Annotated in this window: 16 protein-coding genes and 2 tRNA genes; 8 read left to right on the top strand and 10 right to left on the bottom strand. The window is 64.7% G+C overall.

Translation table 11 applies throughout. The features are described 5' to 3' along the window. The first annotated feature begins 118 nt into the window (after positions 1-118). From valS to CXY78_RS17785, 5 genes are all read left to right on the top strand, one after another. The gene (gene valS / locus CXY78_RS17765; RefSeq protein ID WP_104090459.1) at positions 119-2,728 is read left to right on the top strand and encodes a valine--tRNA ligase; all 2,610 of its coding nucleotides are present in this window, start codon (positions 119-121) and stop codon (positions 2,726-2,728) included. Positions 2,729-2,736: 8 nt separating this feature from the next. Continuing rightward, positions 2,737-3,183 carry a GNAT family N-acetyltransferase gene (locus tag CXY78_RS17770; RefSeq protein WP_104090461.1) on the top strand — a complete coding sequence of 149 codons (447 nt, stop codon included), beginning with the start codon at positions 2,737-2,739 and terminating at the stop codon, positions 3,181-3,183. A gap of 3 nt (positions 3,184-3,186) precedes the next feature. After that, positions 3,187-3,456 (top strand): hypothetical protein, encoded by a 270-nt coding sequence (locus tag CXY78_RS17775; RefSeq protein WP_104090462.1) that lies wholly within the window; start codon positions 3,187-3,189, stop codon positions 3,454-3,456. A gap of 78 nt (positions 3,457-3,534) precedes the next feature. Next, positions 3,535-4,488, top strand: a complete 954-nt coding sequence (locus tag CXY78_RS17780) for a hypothetical protein (RefSeq protein WP_140425732.1) — start codon at positions 3,535-3,537, stop codon at positions 4,486-4,488. After that, positions 4,463-4,855 carry a GntR family transcriptional regulator gene (locus CXY78_RS17785; RefSeq protein ID WP_233197303.1) on the top strand — a complete coding sequence of 131 codons (393 nt, stop codon included), beginning with the start codon at positions 4,463-4,465 and terminating at the stop codon, positions 4,853-4,855. Before CXY78_RS17780 ends, CXY78_RS17785 begins: the two co-directional genes overlap by 26 nt. A 14-nt stretch (positions 4,856-4,869) precedes the next feature. Here CXY78_RS17785 and CXY78_RS17790 read toward each other — a convergent pair whose 3' ends face one another. Beyond that, positions 4,870-5,703 carry a methyltransferase domain-containing protein gene (locus CXY78_RS17790; RefSeq protein ID WP_104090465.1) on the bottom strand — a complete coding sequence of 278 codons (834 nt, stop codon included), beginning with the start codon at positions 5,701-5,703 and terminating at the stop codon, positions 4,870-4,872. 62 nt (positions 5,704-5,765) lie between these two features. Between CXY78_RS17790 and CXY78_RS17795 the strand changes: the two genes are divergently transcribed. Both CXY78_RS17795 and CXY78_RS17800 read left to right on the top strand, forming a co-directional pair. Next, a complete protein-coding gene (locus CXY78_RS17795; protein ID WP_104090467.1) occupies positions 5,766-7,829 on the top strand; it encodes a M3 family metallopeptidase in 2,064 nt (687 codons plus the stop codon). 73 nt (positions 7,830-7,902) lie between these two features. Next, positions 7,903-8,667 carry a hypothetical protein gene (locus CXY78_RS17800; protein ID WP_140425733.1) on the top strand — a complete coding sequence of 255 codons (765 nt, stop codon included), beginning with the start codon at positions 7,903-7,905 and terminating at the stop codon, positions 8,665-8,667. A gap of 116 nt (positions 8,668-8,783) precedes the next feature. Here CXY78_RS17800 and clpX read toward each other — a convergent pair whose 3' ends face one another. From clpX to CXY78_RS17825, 5 genes are all read right to left on the bottom strand, one after another. After that, on the bottom strand, positions 8,784-10,061 hold the full coding sequence (gene clpX / locus CXY78_RS17805; RefSeq protein ID WP_092340195.1) for an ATP-dependent Clp protease ATP-binding subunit ClpX: 1,278 nt from the start codon (positions 10,059-10,061) through the stop codon (positions 8,784-8,786). Between the two features lie 133 nt (positions 10,062-10,194). After that, positions 10,195-10,878, bottom strand: a complete 684-nt coding sequence (locus tag CXY78_RS17810) for an ATP-dependent Clp protease proteolytic subunit (protein WP_092339947.1) — start codon at positions 10,876-10,878, stop codon at positions 10,195-10,197. A gap of 27 nt (positions 10,879-10,905) precedes the next feature. Next, positions 10,906-11,508: an ATP-dependent Clp protease proteolytic subunit gene (locus tag CXY78_RS17815; RefSeq protein WP_092339946.1), complete on the bottom strand. Its 603-nt coding sequence runs from the start codon at positions 11,506-11,508 to the stop codon at positions 10,906-10,908. A 165-nt stretch (positions 11,509-11,673) separates the two neighbouring features. After that, a complete protein-coding gene (gene tig, locus CXY78_RS17820; RefSeq protein ID WP_158252797.1) occupies positions 11,674-13,080 on the bottom strand; it encodes a trigger factor in 1,407 nt (468 codons plus the stop codon). Between the two features lie 43 nt (positions 13,081-13,123). Then, positions 13,124-13,197 (bottom strand) — tRNA-Pro (locus tag CXY78_RS17825). Positions 13,198-13,380: 183 nt separating this feature from the next. Between CXY78_RS17825 and CXY78_RS17830 the strand changes: the two genes are divergently transcribed. Further along, a tRNA-Gly gene (locus CXY78_RS17830) sits at positions 13,381-13,451 on the top strand. Positions 13,452-13,848: 397 nt separating this feature from the next. On the opposite strand, the gene CXY78_RS17835 is transcribed toward CXY78_RS17830, so the two are convergent. From CXY78_RS17835 to CXY78_RS17850, 4 genes are read right to left on the bottom strand one after another with little or no spacing between them, the layout of a single operon-like run. Next, the gene (locus tag CXY78_RS17835) at positions 13,849-14,727 is read right to left on the bottom strand and encodes a type II secretion system F family protein (RefSeq protein WP_092339944.1); all 879 of its coding nucleotides are present in this window, start codon (positions 14,725-14,727) and stop codon (positions 13,849-13,851) included. A gap of 10 nt (positions 14,728-14,737) precedes the next feature. Continuing rightward, positions 14,738-15,694: a type II secretion system F family protein gene (locus tag CXY78_RS17840; protein ID WP_092339943.1), complete on the bottom strand. Its 957-nt coding sequence runs from the start codon at positions 15,692-15,694 to the stop codon at positions 14,738-14,740. Continuing rightward, positions 15,691-17,145, bottom strand: coding sequence for a CpaF family protein (locus tag CXY78_RS17845; protein ID WP_198412807.1), 1,455 nt, complete (start codon positions 17,143-17,145; stop codon positions 15,691-15,693). The genes CXY78_RS17840 and CXY78_RS17845 overlap by 4 nt, the downstream gene beginning before the upstream one ends. Further along, the gene (locus tag CXY78_RS17850; protein ID WP_158252796.1) at positions 17,142-18,035 is read right to left on the bottom strand and encodes an AAA family ATPase; all 894 of its coding nucleotides are present in this window, start codon (positions 18,033-18,035) and stop codon (positions 17,142-17,144) included. Before CXY78_RS17850 ends, CXY78_RS17845 begins: the two co-directional genes overlap by 4 nt. Positions 18,036-18,057: the final 22 nt, after the last annotated feature.

Genomic DNA, 18,057 nt, shown 5'->3' on the forward strand with positions numbered 1-18,057 from the left:
ACGCCGACAAGCCGTACCGGAAGCCCCCGTTCGGGGGAAAAGAACCGATCAGGTAGATTAGATGGGCACACGAGGCACCTCACCATCGACACGGTGCCGAATACCGAACCGGAGAAGTATGACCAACACCGATCGCGCCCCCGCATCCAACGTTCCCGAAAAGCCCGCCCTCGAAGGGCTCGAAGCCAAGTGGGAATCCCGCTGGGACACCGATGGAACCTACCGCTTCGCCCGGGAGAACGCCACCCGCGAAACGATCTACTCGATCGACACTCCCCCGCCGACCGCCTCCGGTTCGCTGCACATCGGGCACGTGTTCTCCTACACCCACACCGACGTCGTCGCCCGGTTTCAGCGGATGCGCGGCAAGAACGTCTTCTACCCGATGGGCTGGGACGACAACGGCCTGCCCACCGAGAGGCGCGTGCAGAACTACTACGGCGTGCGCTGCGACCCATCGCTTGGCTACACCGAGAACTTCGTGCCGCCGTTCGAGGGTGGCGACGGCAAGAGCACCAAGGCTGCCGATCAGCTGCCCATCAGCCGCCGCAACTTCATCGAGCTGTGCGAAACCCTCACCAAAGAAGATGAGAAGCAGTTCGAAGCCCTCTGGCGCACCCTCGGTCTGAGTGTCGACTGGACCCAGACCTACCGCACCATCGGCCCGGAAGCCCTGTTCACCTCACAGCTCGCCTTTCTCGGCAACGTCGAACGAGGCGAGGCCTACCAGGCCATGGCGCCCACCCTCTGGGACGTCACCTTTCGCACCGCGGTGGCCCAGGCCGAACTCGAAGACAAAGACATGCCGGCCGCATACCACCGGGTGTCGTTCGCAAAGCCCGACGGAACGACGATCGAGATCGAGACGACCCGTCCCGAACTGATGCCGGCCTGCGTGGCCCTGGTGGCGCATCCGGATGACGAACGCTACAAGCACCTGTTCGGCACCACGGTGACGACCCCCGTGTTCGGTGTCGAGGTTCCGGTACTCGCCCACCACCTCGCCCAGAAGGACAAGGGGTCAGGCATCGCCATGATCTGCACCTTCGGCGATGTGACCGACGTGGTCTGGTGGCGCGAGCTCGACCTGCCCAATCGTGCGATCATGGGCTTCGACGGCCGAATCATTGCCGACGTGCCAGAGGCGATCACCTCCGAAGCCGGGCGTGCAGCGTATGCGCAACTCGCTGGCAAGACCGTGTTCGGCGCGAAGGCCGCCGTGGTCGAGCTGTTGAAAGCCAGCGGCGACCTGATCGGTGACCCGAAACCGATCGTGCACGCGGTGAAGTTCTTCGAAAAGGGCGACAAGCCGCTCGAAATCGTTTCCACCCGGCAGTGGTATATCCGCAACGGTGCTCGCGACGAGAAGCTGCGCTCGCGCCTGCTCGAGCACGGCACCGAGCTGGCCTGGCACCCCGAATTCATGAAGGTGCGCTACGAGAACTGGGTCAACGGTCTCACCGGCGACTGGCTCGTCTCCCGCCAGCGTTTCTTCGGCGTGCCGCTGCCGGTCTGGTACCCGCTCGACGCCGACGCCAACCCCGTCTTCGACCAGCCGATCGTCGCCACCCGCGACCTGCTGCCGGTGGACCCGTCATCGGATGCCGCACCCGGCTACACCGAAAGCCAGCGCGGCCAGGCCGGCGGCTTCGTCGGTGAGGTCGACGTCATGGACACCTGGGCCACCTCCTCGCTCACCCCGCAGCTCGCCGGCGGCTGGGAACGCGACCCGGAGCTGTTCAAGCTGGTCTTCCCGTACTCGCTTCGCCCGCAGGGCCAGGACATCATTCGCACCTGGTTGTTCTCCACCCTGCTGCGCGCCGAGCAGCAGCACGGCACGTCCCCATGGCAGCACGCCGCGCTCAGCGGCTTCATCGTGGACCCCGACCGCAAGAAGATGTCGAAGTCGAAGGGCAACGTGGTCACCCCGGCCGACATGCTCGAAAAGCACGGCTCCGACGCGGTGCGCTATTGGGCCGCATCCTCTCGCCTAGGCACCGACGCGGCCTTCGACCCGCAGAACCCGACGCAGATCAAGATCGGCCGACGCCTGGCCATCAAGATTCTCAACGCGAGCAAGTTCGTCTTCATGTCTGCCGGCAGCATCGATGCCCCGATCACCGAGCCGGTCGACCAGAGCATGCTCGCCGGTCTCACCGCCGTAGTCGCCCAGGTCACGACCGCGTTCGAGAACTACGACCACGCGCGCGCCCTGGAAACCACGGAAAGCTTCTTCTGGACCTTCTGCGACGACTACCTCGAACTGGTGAAGGAACGCGCCTACGGCGAGCCCGGCCCGGCGCAGGCATCCGCTGTTGCCGCGCTGCGCACCGCGCTGGCCACCCTGCTGCGCCTGTTCGCACCGTTTGTTCCGTTCGCGACCGAAGAGGCGTGGTCGTGGTCGAACGCGGGCTCGGTGCACACCGCTCCGTGGCCGATCGCGGCCGACCTGCTCGGCAGCGACGAGGTCGCCACCGGCAACATCGCCCTGCTTGATTTGGCCAGCCGGGCGCTGACCGGTATCCGTCGTGCCAAGACTGATGCGAAAGCGTCGCAGAAGTCCGAGGTGGATTCCGCAGTAATATGCGGTACACCCGCCGAAATCGCACTGCTCACCCTGGCCGCCGCTGATCTCAAAGCGGTCGGTCGGATTCAAGAACTAACCTTTGTCGACGGCAGCGAACTCGCTGTGACCGATATCGTGTTCGCCACCGTGTTGGAAAGCTAGGAGACCAGATGTCCGTAACCGTGCGCCCGCTGGGCGATAAAGACTTTTTCGCCTGGCTGGGCCTGTTCGAGGGCTACAGCGCGTTCTACGAGAGCGAACTAACCGATCAGAAAGCCCTGCAGGTCTGGAGCTGGATCATCGACGCGAACAACGAGCTCGACGGCGCCGTCGCGGTCAACGACGACGGTGACTTCGTGGGCTTCGCGCACTACCGCAGCGTGCCGCGCACGCTCAGCGGTGACCTCGCACTGTTCCTGGACGACCTCTACGTCGCCGAGGACGCCCGCGGCCAAGGCGTCGGCACCCAGTTGATGGAGTTCACCAAGGACTACGCCCGACAGCACAAACTCGCCCAGGTTCAGCTGCTGACCGCGGCCGACAACGCGACCGCGCAGGTGCTCTATGACCAGCTTGGCACGCGTACCGACTGGGTCACCTACGAAATCGACGTCTAGACCATGCAACTGGGTACCCGGTGGACCCTCGGCGGCACCCTGCCGACCGGTCTTCCGCACGTTGTCGAAATCGCCGTGCGCGCCGTCGAGGAAGACTCCACAGCTCTCGCCGTCGACACCAGCACCTGGCGTTGGACGCTGACCTGGCTGGAGTCCAAGCCGGTGATCGAGCTCGACGATGGCACCATCATCCGCTACAACCCGGTGGACGACAGCGCCACCATCACGCAGCCGTCGACCACCGACGATGACGACGACGAGGAATGGATCTAGCTTCGCCCGTGTAGCCTCTCGGTGATACACATGCTACCGTCTGTGTATTATCCTAGTGATACACGAAAGGTGGCCAGCGTGCTCTTTCTCCTTTACTTCGTCCTCGTCTTCATCGTTGTCGGGGTTGTTCGGGTGGGCAGCCGCAAACGCCTGGCTGGCCTGGTCGTGACGGTTGACAACATTGGCACGGTCAGAGCGCGCCGGTTCGCCCGCTCGATCATAGTGCGCAACATCAGCGCCCTCGCGGCCGGCGGCGTGGTGCTCTGGGCGCTCGACCTGGTCAACCAGGCCCACCCCGGCTGGTACGGCCTGCCGCTGATGATTGCACCCGGCCTCGCCGCGACACTCGGACTGCTGGTCTTCGCGCTCTGCCCCACCAGGATCGTCACCGACCGCGCCAGCCGCCGCTCGGCCGACCTGATGCCGCGACGCGTGTGGAGCTACGGCCCGGCCTGGGGCTTCCTGCTGCCGCTGACTGCCGCAGCCACCGTGGTCGCCTTCGCGATCATCGCCGGCCTGGCCTCCAGCCCACAGCCGGACGGCGCCTTTCGTTCGATCACTATCGGGTCCAGCACCGCGGGCCCGTACCCGGGCTGGTACTACGGTCTGCCGCTGATCGGCCTGACTGTGCTGCTCGCCGCAGCGACTCTGTTCGCGCTCGGCCGCATCGCCTCGGCCGCACGCTCCGAACAATTCAGCGACCTCGATCGTGCCGTGCGCATTCTGGCCACGCGGGTGGTCATGCAGCTCAGTTCCGGAGCGCTGTTTCTGTACTTCGGGGGCGTTCTGCTGTTCGCCGGCTGGACCACCAGCAACGCCGCGACCGTCTTCGCCCCGGGCGGGGTTGCTCTCTCCTCCGTGCAGCCGGCCGCCGCCATCGGCCTCACCGAGGTCATCGCCGGGCTGGTGGTCGCTCTGCTCGGCGGGGTTCTGGTCATCCTGTCTATTCTTGATGCGACCAGGCAGCCACTCGGCCGGGTTGCCGCCGTCGGCACCCCGGCAGTGGATGCGGCATCCGCTCGCGAGTCATGACCGCCCGCGCATGATCACCCTCGACGACGAGCACCCCACACCTCCGTTCGAACAGATTCGCACGCAGCTGGCGGATCAGATCCGGGCCGGAACACTTGCGGCCGACCAGCGCCTGCCGTCGGTGCGCCAGCTCGCGGCCGATCTGCGCGTGGCGACCGGCACCATCGCGCGCGCTTACGCGGCGCTGGAAGCGGCCGGGCTTATCTCAACCAGCCGTGGCAGCGGCACCCGGGTTCGCGCCGATCAGGGCCTCGACGACGAATCCCGGGCCAGCGCTCGACGCTTCGTGCACGCCCTGCAGCGGCGCGGGGTCAGTCTCGACGACGCGCTGAGTGCGGTGCGCGCCGAGTGGCCCCGCCTCCCCTGATTCGCGGCCTCGCGTCAGGCTCGGGCCAGAATCTCGCCGTGCGGCATGCCGAACCAGCCGTTGGGGTCGCGTACCCACTCGCGCCAGCCCACGGCCATCCGTTTGAGATCGGCGAGGTCCACCACCCCCGACTCGATAGCGTGCGCTGCAAAACTTGATTCGGTCACTCGCACCGCCCACGATTCGCCCCACCACTCGCGCTCCGCATCCGACGCGAAGCACCAGATGGATGCGCTGCTGGTCACCGCGGTGAATCCGGCCCGCCGGGCCCAGGCCTTCAGCGACCTACCGGCATCGGGGTCACCGCCGTTCCAGGAGTGCACCTCGCGGTAGACCCGCATCCAGTCGACCAGGCCGTCGATGTTCGGTGCGATCATGACTCCGCCGTAGTCGACGTCGCGGGCGGCGAACACGCCGCCCGGCTTGAGCACCCGGCGAATCTCGGCCATCGCCGCGACCGGGTCGGCCAGGTGCTGCAGCACCTGGTGGGCGTGCACGATATCGAACGTCGCATCGGGCCAGGCGAGTGCGTAGACGTCCCCGACCTGGAAACTCGCGTTGTGTACCCCCTCATCGGCGGCCAGGCCGGTCGCGCGCGCGACGATATCGCTCGACGCGTCGATGCCGACCACGCGGCCCGGAGCGAGCCGATGGGCCAGATCGACCGTGATCGTGCCGGGGCCGCAGCCCACATCGAGCAGCACGCTCCCGGCCTGCAATTCTGGAATGAGGTAGGCCGCCGAGTTCGCGACCGTGCGCCAGGTATGCGAGCGCAGCACGCTCTCATGGTGCCCGTGGGTGTATTCGTCACGTGGAGCGGACTCTGAACTGCCGGTCAGGTGGGTCATGGTGAGATCCTACGCGCAGCCGGTGACCGGGCCGGGCCGGCGGGTTTGGCTAGGGTGGAGGCATGGCTTCCACCGTGAACAATCCCTTTTTCGCCCGCAGTACTCTGCCCTACCAGCTGCCGCCGTTCGCGTCGATCAGTGACGAGCACTACCGCCCGGCTTTTCTGCAGGGCATGACCGAGCAGCTCGCGGAGGTCGGGGCAATCACCCACACAGCGGATGCCCCCACCTCCGAAAACACGCTTGTCGCGCTCGAGCGCAGCGGGCAGACGCTGTCGCGGGTGGCCGAGGTCTTCTTCAACAAGAGCTCCTCCGACTCCAGCGACTTCACCAACGACCTCGAAGAAGAACTTGCGCCGCTGCTGGCCGCCCACGCCGATGCCATGAGGCTCGACCCCGCCCTGTATGCCCGCATCGCCGCTCTGCATGCCCAGCGCTCCGATCTCGAACTCGATGCCGAGTCGCTCTACCTGCTCGACCGGTACTTCACCGAGTTCACACTGGCCGGGGCCGGCCTGAGCGACGACGATAAGCAGTCTCTGCGTGATCTCAACTCGCGGCTGTCGACCCTCACCACCCGGTTTGAAAAGAACCTGCTGGCCGACACCAACGAGCTCGCCCTCGTCATTGCCGACCTGGCCGAGCTCGACGGGCTCAGCGATGGCGAGATCTCGGCCGCCGCGGAGGCTGCGCGGGAACGCCAGCTCGACGGTAAGTACCTGATCAGCCTCGTGCTGCCCACCTCGCACCCCTACCTGGCGAGCCTCACCAACCGCGGGGTGCGCGAACGGCTGCTGGCAGCGAGCCGGGCCCGCGGCATCCGCTCAGATGATGCGGGAACTGCGAGCGACAACCGGCCGCTCGTGATCGAGATCACCCACCTGCGGGCCCAGCGCGCCCGCCTGCTCGGGTTCGACAGCCACGCCGCCTACGTGACCGCCGATGAGACCGCCAAGACTCCCGGCGCGGTCTGGGATCTGCTCGGGCGTCTCGCGCCGGCCGCTGCCCGCAATGCCAGCGTGGAGCAGGCCGACCTGCAAGCCGTGATCGACGCCGAGGGCGGCGGTTTCGAGCTGGCCGCCTGGGATTGGGCGTTCTACACCGAGAAGGTACGCCGGGCCAAGTACGACGTCGACACTGCCGCCATGCGTCCCTATTTCGAGCTCGAGAGCGTGCTGGCCAACGGGGTCTTCTACGCGGCCCACCAGCTCTATGGCCTCACCTTCACCGCTCGGCCCGATCTGGTCGGCTGGCACCCCGAATCGCGGGTGTTCGAGGTCACGACCGAAGATGGCTCGGCCCTCGGGCTGTACATCGGCGATTTCTACACCCGCGATTCCAAGCGTGGCGGGGCCTGGATGAACGCCCTGGTCGCGCAGTCCACCCTGCTCGGCACCGAGACGACCGTGGTCTGTAACAACCTCAATGTTTCCAAGCCTGCCGCCGGGCAGCCGACCCTGCTCACCTACGACCAGGTCACGACCCTATTCCACGAATTCGGCCATGCCCTGCACGGCCTGCTCGCCCGGGCCACCTACCCCAAGTTCTCCGGCACCAATGTGTACCGCGACTTCGTCGAGTTTCCCAGCCAGGTCAACGAAATGTGGATGCTCTGGCCCGAGGTGCTGGCCAACTACGCTCGCCACTACCAGACCGGTGAGGCGATGCCGCAGCAGCTCGTTGACCGCATCCAGGCGTCGTGGGCTTTCAATGAGGGCTTCCTCACCAGTGAATACCTGGCCGCAGCGCTGCTCGACCAGGCCTGGCACCGGATCGATGCCGACACGACCGTCACTGACGTTGCCAGGTTCGAAGCGGATGCCCTCGCTTCCGTCGGTCTCGACAACCCCGCAGTTCCCACCCGCTACGCCAGCACCTACTTCGCCCACACCTTCTCGGGCGGGTACGACGCCGGGTACTACTCCTACATCTGGAGTGAAGTCCTCGACGCCGACACCGTGGAATGGTTCAAGGAGAACGGCGGCCTCACTCGTGCCAATGGTGATCGTTTTCGGGACCGACTTCTCGGAGTCGGCGGCACCAAGGACCCGCTGGAGGCCTACCGGCACTGGCGCGGCCGCGATGCCGAGCTGCAGCCGCTGCTCGACCGCCGCGGCCTCAACTAGGGCCTGCAGGTGAACCCTGCACCCTCAGGATTGAGGATGTGCCCGGCTCGGTCTGGCCGTAAGCTCCATGACCATGGACACTCCGGAACCGTCACGCCAGGGCGCGGGCCGGCGGCGCTTCTTGTGGATCGCCGCCATCGTTTTGGCCGGGATACTGCTGGCCGGACTGGTGCTGCATTTCATCCGCGAGAACATCGACAGCTCCGCACCGGGCTGGGCTCTTCTGAGCGGAACGGCGATTCTGCTCTACGCCGATGGTGAAGCCAACCTGTGGGCCTGGATTTCCGGCCTTCTCCTGGCGGGCGTCGGCGTCGCCCTCGGCGTCGTCGGATTCACCGCACGACACGAGGGCAGGGCCGCGCTGCCGTACTTCCTCCTCGGCGCTGTCGCACTTGAGATGTCTGCCGATGAGATCGCCCAGCTGCATGAGAAGCTGGCCCGGTTCAATCTCGGTTCGTCGTTCACGTTCGCGTGGCTCACCCTCGGGGTGCCGCTCGCCATTTCCGCTGGCCTGGTGGTGTTGTGGATTGCTCGACGACTTGACCGCCGTCTTCGGCGGCGGCTCATCGTCGCGGGCACGATCTACCTGCTCGGCGCGGTCGGAATCGAAGCACTCAGCGGGTACATCGTTGGCGGGCGCCAGGATGACCTCGCTCGTGCGAGCCTCGAATACCACGTCCTGCTGGGCGTTGAGGAGAGTCTTGAGGCAGCCGGAGCGCTGCTGGCCCTCGCCGCAACTCTTGCCGCGCTCAGTATCGAACGCACCACGGCCGGCATCGTCGTGCGTACCCGATTCGAGGTCAGCCAGATACGCCGCAACACCTCAAATGTCGACTGAGCACCCCCGCAGACTACGGCACACACACCGAATGCACTATGCCCTGCCCACCGCGGCGGCAGGACAGTGCCGGCCTCGCTCAACCCGGAGGTTGACGCACCTGAACGCGTACGCTGCTAGGCGGACTTGACCTGGCGGGTCTTGTGCAGCACCATCTCCGCCGGAGCGTTGTTCAGCACGGTGTCGCGGGTGATGATGACCCGCTCCACGTCGGTGCTGGACGGCACCTCGAACATGACCGGGCCGAGTACCTCTTCGAGGATGGCTCGCAGCCCACGGGCACCGGTCTTGCGCAGCACGGCGAGGTCGGCGATGGCCTCGAGGGCCGGCTGCTCGAACTCGAGCTCCACCCCGTCGAGTTCGAACATGCGCTGGTACTGACGCACCAGGGCGTTCTTGGGAACGGTCAGAATCTGCATGAGGGCCACCTGGTCGAGCTGGGTGACGGTCGTGACGACGGGAAGTCGGCCGATGAACTCGGGGATCAGCCCGAATTTGTGCAGGTCTTCGGGCAGCACTTCGCTGAACAGGTTGATGTCGTCGCCCTTGATGTGCAGGGGTGCCCCGAAGCCGATGCCCTTCTTGCCGGCGCGGGACGAGATGATGTCTTCGAGCCCGGCGAACGCACCGGCCACGATGAACAGCACGTTCGTGGTGTCGATTTGAATGAACTCTTGATGCGGATGCTTGCGCCCGCCCTGCGGGGGGACCGACGCGATGGTGCCCTCGAGAATCTTCAGCAGCGCCTGCTGCACGCCCTCGCCCGACACGTCGCGGGTGATGGACGGGTTCTCGGCCTTGCGCGCGATCTTGTCGATCTCGTCGATGTAGATGATGCCGGTCTCGGCCCGCTTGACGTCGTAGTCGGCGGCCTGAATGAGCTTCAGCAGAATGTTCTCGACGTCTTCACCGACGTAGCCAGCTTCGGTGAGGGCCGTCGCATCCGCTACGGCGAAGGGGACGTTGAGGCGCTTGGCCAGAGTCTGGGCGAGATAGGTTTTGCCGCAGCCGGTGGGGCCGATCAGCAGGATGTTGGACTTGGCGATCTCAACGTCGTCGTGAATGGCCTCAGCGGCGGTGAGCGTGGCTCGTGACCGCACGCGCTTGTAGTGGTTGTACACGGCGACGGCGAGGGCACGCTTGGCGGGTTCTTGCCCGATGACGTATTCCTCGAGGAAGCCGAAGATTTCTTTGGGCTTGGGGAGGTCGAACTCGCCGGCGATGGCTTCAGAGCCGGCTTCAGCCAGTCGCTCTTCGATGATTTCGTTGCACAGCTCGACGCATTCGTCGCAGATGTACACGCCGGGGCCGGCGATGAGCTGTTGCACCTGCTTCTGGCTCTTTCCGCAGAAGGAACATTTGAGCAGGTCGGCACTTTCACCGATTCGGGCCATGTCAGCCTCCTCCATTGGTCTCGCTGCAATTGAGCCTAGCCTGTGCGTGTGACAGTTACGTGCAGCACGCCATAAACCGAAACGGCGCGCCGCCCGCAGGCGACGCGCCGGTCGTACCGGTTCAGGTCACAGGCTATTTGACCAGCATCGGAAGGTTTTTGCGGCTGGTCAGAACCTGGTCGATCAGGCCGTATTCGAGGGCCTCGGCCGCGCTCATGATCTTGTCGCGGTCAATGTCCTTGTTGACTTGCTCCACGCTCCGGTTGGAGTGGTGAGCGAGGGTCTCTTCAAGCCAAACGCGCATGCGCAGAATCTCGGCTGCCTGAATCTCGATGTCCGAGGCCTGGCCGCCGCCCTGGCCACCAACCGAGGGCTGGTGAATGAGGATGCGCGCGTTCGGCAGGGCGAGACGCTTGCCCGCTGTACCACCGGCAAGCAGCACTGCGGCAGCGGATGCCGCCTGGCCGAGGCACACGGTCATCACGTGCGGGCGAATGTACTGCATGGTGTCGTAGATCGCCGTCATAGCGGTGAACGAACCGCCGGGCGAGTTGATGTACATGGTGATGTCGCGGTCGGGGTCCTGACTCTCGAGCACGAGGAGCTGGGCCATGACGTCATCGGCCGAGGCGTCGTCGACCTGCACACCGAGAAAGATGATGCGGTCTTCGAACAGCTTGGCGTAAGGGTCCTGGCGCTTGTAGCCGTAGGCGGTGCGCTCTTCGAAGGTGGGGAGAATGTAGCGAGATTCAGGAGCGTTCTTGGTCGAGCCGCCCATCGAGCTGTAGGCCGTTCCACCGAATGTGGGGATAGTCATGATTTCTTCCTGTTCAGTTTCGGTGGACTACTTGGTGACTGCCGCGTCGGGGTCAGTGCCGCCGCCGCCGATGACATCCGAAGCGGATGCGCGGAGGTGATCGACGAAACCATATTCGAGGGCTTCCTGAGCGCTGAACCAGTTGTCGCGGTCACCGTCGGCGTTGATCTGCTCTGGCGTCTTGCCGGTCTGCGCGGCCGTGATCTCCGACAGTCGCTGCTTCATGTCGAGAATGAGGCGCGCCTGGGTCTGGATGTCGGCAGCCGTGCCGCCGAATCCTCCGGACGGCTGATGCAGCAGCACCCGGGCGTTCGGGGTGATGTACCGCTTGCCCTTGGTTCCACTGGTCAGCAGGAACTGCCCCATCGAGGCGGCCATGCCGATACCGACGGTGACAATATCGTTGGGTACGAACTGCATCGTGTCGTAGATTGCCATTCCGGCGGTGATCGAACCACCGGGTGAGTTGATGTAGAGGTAGATGTCTCGCTTCGAGTCTTCGGCTGCCAGCAACAGGATCTTGGCGCAGATCTCGTTGGCATTTTCGTCACGGACCTCTGAGCCGAGCCAGATGATGCGGTCCTTCAGCAGTCGGTCAAATACACCGTTGGTGGGTGTCGGGTCGGCCATGTCGTGCTCCGTTTCAGTTGTCGCTTCTCAATGAATCTATCGGAGCGCGCGAGCGAAAACGGCTCTGTTCGCCCTCGGCAGATTACCGGGCCGCGCACACGGCTCCCTCAGCATGCAAAAGGCCGACTGGGAAGATTCCAGCCGGCCCTTTCACGCAAACAACCGCTACTTCTTGGCAGCGGCCTTCTTCTTCTTGGGCTTCTCTTCAACCTCGGCGTCGGCTTCGACGACGGGGGCGTCGTCGTCGCTGGTGGCGGCATCCGCTTCGACAGCGGCGTCGTCGGCGGAATCATCAGCGACCGGGCCGGTGAATTCGCTCAGGTCGACCGGCTTGCCGTTGGAGTCAACGACCTCGGCCTTGCCCAGGGCGATGGCGAGGGCCTTGTTACGGGCAACCTCGGCGACCATCGACGGAATCTGACCGTTGGTGTTGAGCGTCTGTACGAACTCGCTCGGGTCCATGCCGTACTGGCTGGCGCCCTGGATGAGGTACTGGGTCAGCTCGTCCTGGCTGACCTTGACCTGCTCCGCTTCGGCGATCGTGTCGAGCAGAATCTGCTGACGGAACGTCTTCTCGCTAGCCTCGGTGACCTCGGCGCGGTGGGTGTCGTCTTCGAGTCGGCTTTCGCCCTCGAGGTGACGGTTCACCTCGTCGAGGATGATCGCGGCGGGGATCGGAACGTCGACCGAACCAAGCAGCGTCTCAATGAGACGCTCGCGGGCCTGGCTGCCCTGGCCGAAGGCCTTGGAATTCTCGACCTGAACCTTGAGGCTCTCGGTCAACTCGGCGATCGTGTCGAACTCGCTCGAGATCTGAGCGAAGTCGTCGTTGGCCTCTGGCAGTTCGCGCTCCTTGACAGCGATGACCGTAATCGTGATCTCGGCCGTCTCACCCTCGTGGTCTCCGCCCATGAGGTCGGAGTTGAAGGTGGTGGTCTCGCCGGCGCTGAGCGAATCGAGCGCCTCGTCGATGCCGTCGATGAGGTCGCCGGAGCCGACCTCGTAGGAAATTCCGCTGGCGGTGTCAACCTCGTCGCCGTCGATCGCGGCGTTCAGGTCGATCTGGGCGAAGTCGCCGGTCTTGGCGGGGCGGTCAACGGTGATAAGCGTGCCGAAACGGCTGCGCAGCTTGTCGAGTTCTTCCGCGACTTCTTCGTCGGAGACTGAGACAGCATCGACGGTGAGCTTGAGGCCGGCGTAGTCGGGCAGGTCGATCTCGGGGCGCACGTCAACCTCGATGGCGAGAAGCAGATCACCGGAGAAGTCGGTGTTGCTCGGCCATTCGACGATGTCGGCTTCGGGGCGACCCAGCGGGCGCAGCTTGTTCTCTTCGACGGCGGCGCGGTAGAAACCGTCGAGGCCCTCGTTGACGGCGTGTTCCAGAACGGCAGCCTTGCCGACGCGCTGGTCGATGATCGCGGGCGGGATCTTTCCCTTACGAAAACCGGGGATGTTGATGTCTTCGGCAATGTGGCCGTAGGCGTGGGTGATGGCTGGCTTCAGCTCGTCGGGGCTCACCGTGATGGTGAGCTTGGCGCGCGTGGGGCTCAGTTTTTCGACCGTGGACTTCACTCGAGACTCTCCTGTGTATTGAAACGGTGTGCTGCGGGTAATGTCGGGGCGACAGGAGTTGAACCTGCGACTTCTCGCCCCCAAAACGAGCGCTCTACCAAGCTGAGCTACGCCCCGGATCGTTCGATCCGCTGGTACTGCTTTTGTTGGGGAATCAATCTGTCGGCGCAGGCAGAAGCTTGCGACAGCCGGATTGACCTCAGTCAGTCTAATGCACGGCATTCGAGCGGATACGCCCGCACTGGCATCCGGTGCCCGGTTTCTTGTACTACGCTGTTCCAGTGTCCGAATGTTGGGCGTGGGGTCGTAGCTCAATGGTAGAGCCTGAGTTTTCCAAACTTATGACGCGGGTTCGATTCCCGTCGACCCCTCCCAATTGAAGGGACCGAAGCCAGATGGCTTCGGTTCTGCGTGTCTCCCGCAAGGTGAGGCGCAACCCGTGATTAGCACCGTAGTTTTCCACCCAAGAAGTCCCCGGTACGTGCCCAAGCCGTTCTCACGGCTGGCGCCGTTCTTGGGCTGAGCGCCGTAATGACTTTTGCGCTGTTCACCGACGACGGCTACGTGGCGTCGGCTTCACAATCGTCGTGGCCGCTCGGCACTTCACCAACTGGACGGCACCGGCGGCAACTTATCTCGCCACGGTCTACCCCGGCAACAGTAAGGTGACCTGCAACCTCGCCTGATCCAGGGCCCACCCACACAGAACCGCCTCCCCTGCTGCAGCGGAGGCGGTTCTGTCCACGCCTGGTCACGATCTCCCCGGGCTCAGAGCGAGAAGACCTTCATGATGTTGATCACCGCGGGCGTCAGCAGCACGATGAACAGCACCGGCAGGATGCAGAACACGAGCGGGAAGATGACCTTGACCGGCACCTTCATCGCCTGCTCCTCCGCACGCTGACGGCGGCGCAGACGCATCTCCCCCGCCTGCACCCGTAGGACGTCGGCGATTGCGATGCCGTAGGTGTCGGCCTGGATGACCGACCGTGTGAAGCGGCGCAGATCGGCGGAATCGGTGCGATCGGCGAGCGCGAGGTAGGCATCCTTGCGGCTGCGGCCGATGCTCATGTCCTGCAGAGTGCGGATGAGCTCCTCAGCCAGCGGCCCGGACCCATTGGTTCCGGCCTTGCTCATCGCCGCCTCAAAGCCGAGGCCGGCCTCGACCGAAATGGTCATCTGGTCAAGCGTGTCGGCGAGCGCGTTCTGCATGGCTGCCTGGCGTTCCTGACCACGGCTGTACAGCAGCAGGTCGGGCACGAAGAAGCAGATCACCACGAGCAGGCTTCCGACCAGGATGCGCAGCGGAACGGGGTCGTTGGTGATCCACAGCACCGCGAGCAGCAGGCCGGCTCCGGCCAGGGCTGGTTTGGCGATGAAGATCTTATCGATGGTCCAGGCGGCGGGGCGGCCGGCCAGGGCGAGGCGGTGGTCAAGAAAGCCCACGTACCCCTTTGGTGCCAACTCACGACTGGCCGCGAGCAGTCCCGAGCGATGAGGCAGCAGGCCCGGCCGACCCAATCCGGGCAGCACAATGACCGCGTCGGCGACCGGGTCGGTTCGGCGGGCTCCGACCAGAATGGCTACGACAGCGGCGAGGCCGCCGGCCACAGCAAGGGCGGCGAAAAAGGTGAGTATCGGGGGCATCCGCTTCTCCTTAGAATTTCACTTTGACGACGGCCATCATCCAGAGCGAACCGACGATGAGCAGAACGGCGGCCACGATGATCGCGATGATTCCGATGATGTTGCCGAGGAACCCGTTGAAATAATTGGGCTGGCTGATGAGCAGGAACGCGAACACTCCGATCGGCAGGAGCACGAGCACCCAAGCCGAGAGCTTTCCCTCAGCGGCGAGGGATTTGACCTGACGCCGAACCTGATTGCGTTCCCGAATGGTGTGACCCACCTGGTCGAGCACCTCTGAGAGGTTGCCACCAGCCTCGCGGTTAATCGAGATGGCCTGGGCGACCCACTGAAAATCCTCACTGCGCATGCGCACTGCCGTACTCTCGAGCGAGTCGCTCAGGTCACGGCCGATGCGTGTTTCGTTCACGATGCGCGCAAATTCATCGGACGTGGGCTGTTCGGTTTCGTGGCTGACGGCATCCACTGCCCGCATCAGGCTGTGCCCGGCGCGCAGTCCGCCGGCCAGCAGCCCGAGTGATTCGTCAAGCTGATCGGCGAATTTGGCGCGGCGGTGCCCTGTGCGCAACCGGAGCCAGACCTTGGCGCCGACGACGGCGAGTGCCGCGAACAAAATCATGAGGGGCACCATCCAAACGGTGCCGTCACCGAGAAGCAGGCCGAGCAGGGCTGCCACCGCCGCTGCGGAAATCACCATGAGCACAAAAGCGGATGGCTGCATTCGGATCCCAGCCTGCTCCAGCTCGGCTGCGGTGAACGGCACCACGTTGCGTCGCCGGATCACTCGGTCGATTGCTCCGACGGTGCGGTCGGTGAGCCGGGTCAGCCCGGACACCTCTACCGCGCCGGGAGCGCGGCGACGATCCAGCGGCACGCGAAGCATCGGCGGCGCAATGACAAGAAGCACGACCACGAGCAGTGCGGCAACAACGCACAGCACACCGAACGCAAAGATCGCGGTACTCATCGCAGTGCCTTCGCGCTGCGGGTCAGCAGGTCGGCCTGGAACACACTCGGGTCCAAAACGATACCGAGGTCGGCGAAGCGATCGGCGAAACGTGGCCGAACGCCAGTGGCTATCGCGCGACCGAGCAGGTTTCCCGCAGGATCGACCCCGGCGTGGTGATCGAACACGAACACCTCCTGAAGGGTGACGATCTCCCCCTCCATGGTCTGCACCTCGGTGACATGGGTAATGCGCCGAGAGCCGTCTTTCATACGGCTGATCTGCACGATCACGTCGATGGCGGAAGAGATCTGCTCGCGGATCGCCCGCACCGGCAGGTCCATGCCCGCCATCAGCACGAGTGTCTCCATGCGCGCGATCGCATCGCGCGGCGAATTGGAGTGCACCGTGGAAATCGACCCCTCATGCCCGGTGTTCATGGCCTGAAGCATGTCAAGGGTCTCGCCACCACGGCACTCACCGATGACGATGCGGTCGGGCCGCATGCGCAGGGAGTTGCGCACAAGGTCACGAATGGTGACCTCGCCCTTGCCCTCGATGTTGGCTGGGCGGGATTCGAGGCGGATGACGTGTTCCTGCTGCAGTTGCAGCTCGACCGCATCCTCGATGGTCACGATGCGCTCTCGCTCTGGAATGAACCCGGACAGTACGTTGAGCAGGGTCGTTTTACCAGTCCCCGTTCCACCCGACACGATGATGTTCAGTTGTGCCTTGACGCAGGCGTCGAGCACCTGTGCCATTTCGATGCTCATCGTTCCCAAGCGGATGAGGTCGGTCACCGTGAACGGTTCCCGGGCGAATTTGCGGATGGTCAGGGAGGAGCCGTCCACAGCGAGCGGCGGGATGATGGCGTTCACCCGGGAACCGTCGGCCAGGCGGGCATCGACGAGCGGAGACGATTCGTCGATGCGGCGACCGACCTTGGACACGATGCGCTCGATCACCCGGCGAAGCTGGGCCTCGCTCGTGAAGTGGGTATCGCTGCGGGACAGCCGGCCGAAGCGTTCCACCCAAATCTGCTCGTGGCCGTTCACCATGATCTCGGTCACGGTGTCGTCGTCGAGCAGCGATTCCAGCGGACCATAGCCGAGCACGTCGTCGCCGATCTCATTGATCAGGCGCGCCCGTTCGTCAGAATTGAGTGGCACCTGCTCGTCGGTGACGATGTTGCCCAGCTCGGTTCTGGCGTAGCTGTGCAGCTGTTCCTCGGTCAGGCTTGAGTCGTTCAGGCGAAACCCGATGCGCTCGAACAGTTCCTGGGCCGCCCGCTCCTTAATGTCGGCAAGCGGATCGACGACGATCGGCGGCGCCGCCGCTGGTGGGGCGGTACGGGCTGCCGGTACGACGCCGTCGTCAGGCACGCTTGGCAGCGGATGCAGCGGTGCGGTGCGGTCAACGCGGGCCAGCGGACCGTCGCGCAGTGCGGCGTCCATTCGTTCATTGAGTCTCATGAGATATCCACCCTCTTGTGCAGCTGAAAGGTTTTCTTGGGGGCACCGGCGTCAAACCGGGCGACCAGCCTGTCGAGGGCGCGGGCGACGGGACTTCGTCCGCCCTCCTGCAACACCGGTACGCCCCGGTTTGTCGACACCGAGACCAGGGTGGAACGGGGCACTGCTACGTCGACCGGCACACCGATGGTCGCCTCGACATCTCGAACGCTCAGCCCACTGCGCCGATCGGCGAGGTTGAGCACGACGTGACGCGCGGGCGGCATGATGCCAATGCGATCGAGCACGGCGAGCTCTTTGCGCAACCCCCTGGCACTGGGTACAGTCATGTCGCAGAGGAAGACGGCATCGGTGGCTAGCTCCAAGGCAGCGAGAGCATGATCGCCGAGCCCCGGCGCTGTATCGATGATGATGTACTGAAAGACGTCGGCGAGTTGATTGATGAGATGACCGAGCTGATCGCCGGTGACGCGATCGCCGGCATCCGGCTGGTCGGAACCGCACACCGTGTAGAAGCCGCTCGAATGTGCGGTCAGCGAGGACTTGAGCACCATGAGATCGTCGACGGCGTTCCCCAAGACGACATCGGGCAGGGTCAGCGCCGGCTCCAGGGAAAGCGCCATTGCAACGTCTCCGAATTGCACGTCAGCATCGATGAGCACGACGGAGTGCGGGGCCAGCCGGGCGAGTCCGACGGCGAGGTTCGTGGCGACGGTGGTCTTGCCGAGGCCGCCTTTCGCCGCGACGACCGCGATGATGCGACGTCTTGGTGGGCTGCCAGTCGGAGGAAGGTCTTGTGCCGCTGGCTGGGTACTCGTCGCCGCTGCCAGGCCGACCGGTCCATCCGGCATTTCGACAATCACCTGGTCGGATACGGGGTTTGCCCCCACTGGGCTACCTTGCGGCAGGGGC

The sequence above is a fragment of the Cryobacterium sp. N19 genome (assembly GCF_002929595.1).
GTDB lineage: Bacteria > Actinomycetota > Actinomycetes > Actinomycetales > Microbacteriaceae > Cryobacterium > Cryobacterium flavum.

Excerpts from the sequence above, each read along its gene's own strand:
- CXY78_RS17795 (WP_104090467.1), top strand. The coding sequence starts at position 5,766 with ATGGCTTCCACCGTGAACAATCCCTTTTTCGCCCGCAGTACTCTGCCC.
- CXY78_RS17770 (WP_104090461.1), top strand. The coding sequence starts at position 2,737 with ATGTCCGTAACCGTGCGCCCGCTGGGCGATAAAGACTTTTTCGCCTGG.
- CXY78_RS17845 (WP_198412807.1), bottom strand. The coding sequence starts at position 17,145 with ATGAGACTCAATGAACGAATGGACGCCGCACTGCGCGACGGTCCGCTG.
- clpX (WP_092340195.1), bottom strand. The coding sequence starts at position 10,061 with ATGGCCCGAATCGGTGAAAGTGCCGACCTGCTCAAATGTTCCTTCTGC.
- CXY78_RS17810 (WP_092339947.1), bottom strand. The coding sequence starts at position 10,878 with ATGACTATCCCCACATTCGGTGGAACGGCCTACAGCTCGATGGGCGGC.
- CXY78_RS17835 (WP_092339944.1), bottom strand. The coding sequence starts at position 14,727 with ATGCCCCCGATACTCACCTTTTTCGCCGCCCTTGCTGTGGCCGGCGGC.
- CXY78_RS17800 (WP_140425733.1), top strand. The coding sequence starts at position 7,903 with ATGGACACTCCGGAACCGTCACGCCAGGGCGCGGGCCGGCGGCGCTTC.
- valS (WP_104090459.1), top strand. The coding sequence starts at position 119 with ATGACCAACACCGATCGCGCCCCCGCATCCAACGTTCCCGAAAAGCCC.
- CXY78_RS17840 (WP_092339943.1), bottom strand. The coding sequence starts at position 15,694 with ATGAGTACCGCGATCTTTGCGTTCGGTGTGCTGTGCGTTGTTGCCGCA.
- CXY78_RS17790 (WP_104090465.1), bottom strand. The coding sequence starts at position 5,703 with ATGACCCACCTGACCGGCAGTTCAGAGTCCGCTCCACGTGACGAATAC.
- CXY78_RS17775 (WP_104090462.1), top strand. The coding sequence starts at position 3,187 with ATGCAACTGGGTACCCGGTGGACCCTCGGCGGCACCCTGCCGACCGGT.
- CXY78_RS17815 (WP_092339946.1), bottom strand. The coding sequence starts at position 11,508 with ATGGCCGACCCGACACCCACCAACGGTGTATTTGACCGACTGCTGAAG.
- CXY78_RS17785 (WP_233197303.1), top strand. The coding sequence starts at position 4,463 with ATGCGGCATCCGCTCGCGAGTCATGACCGCCCGCGCATGATCACCCTC.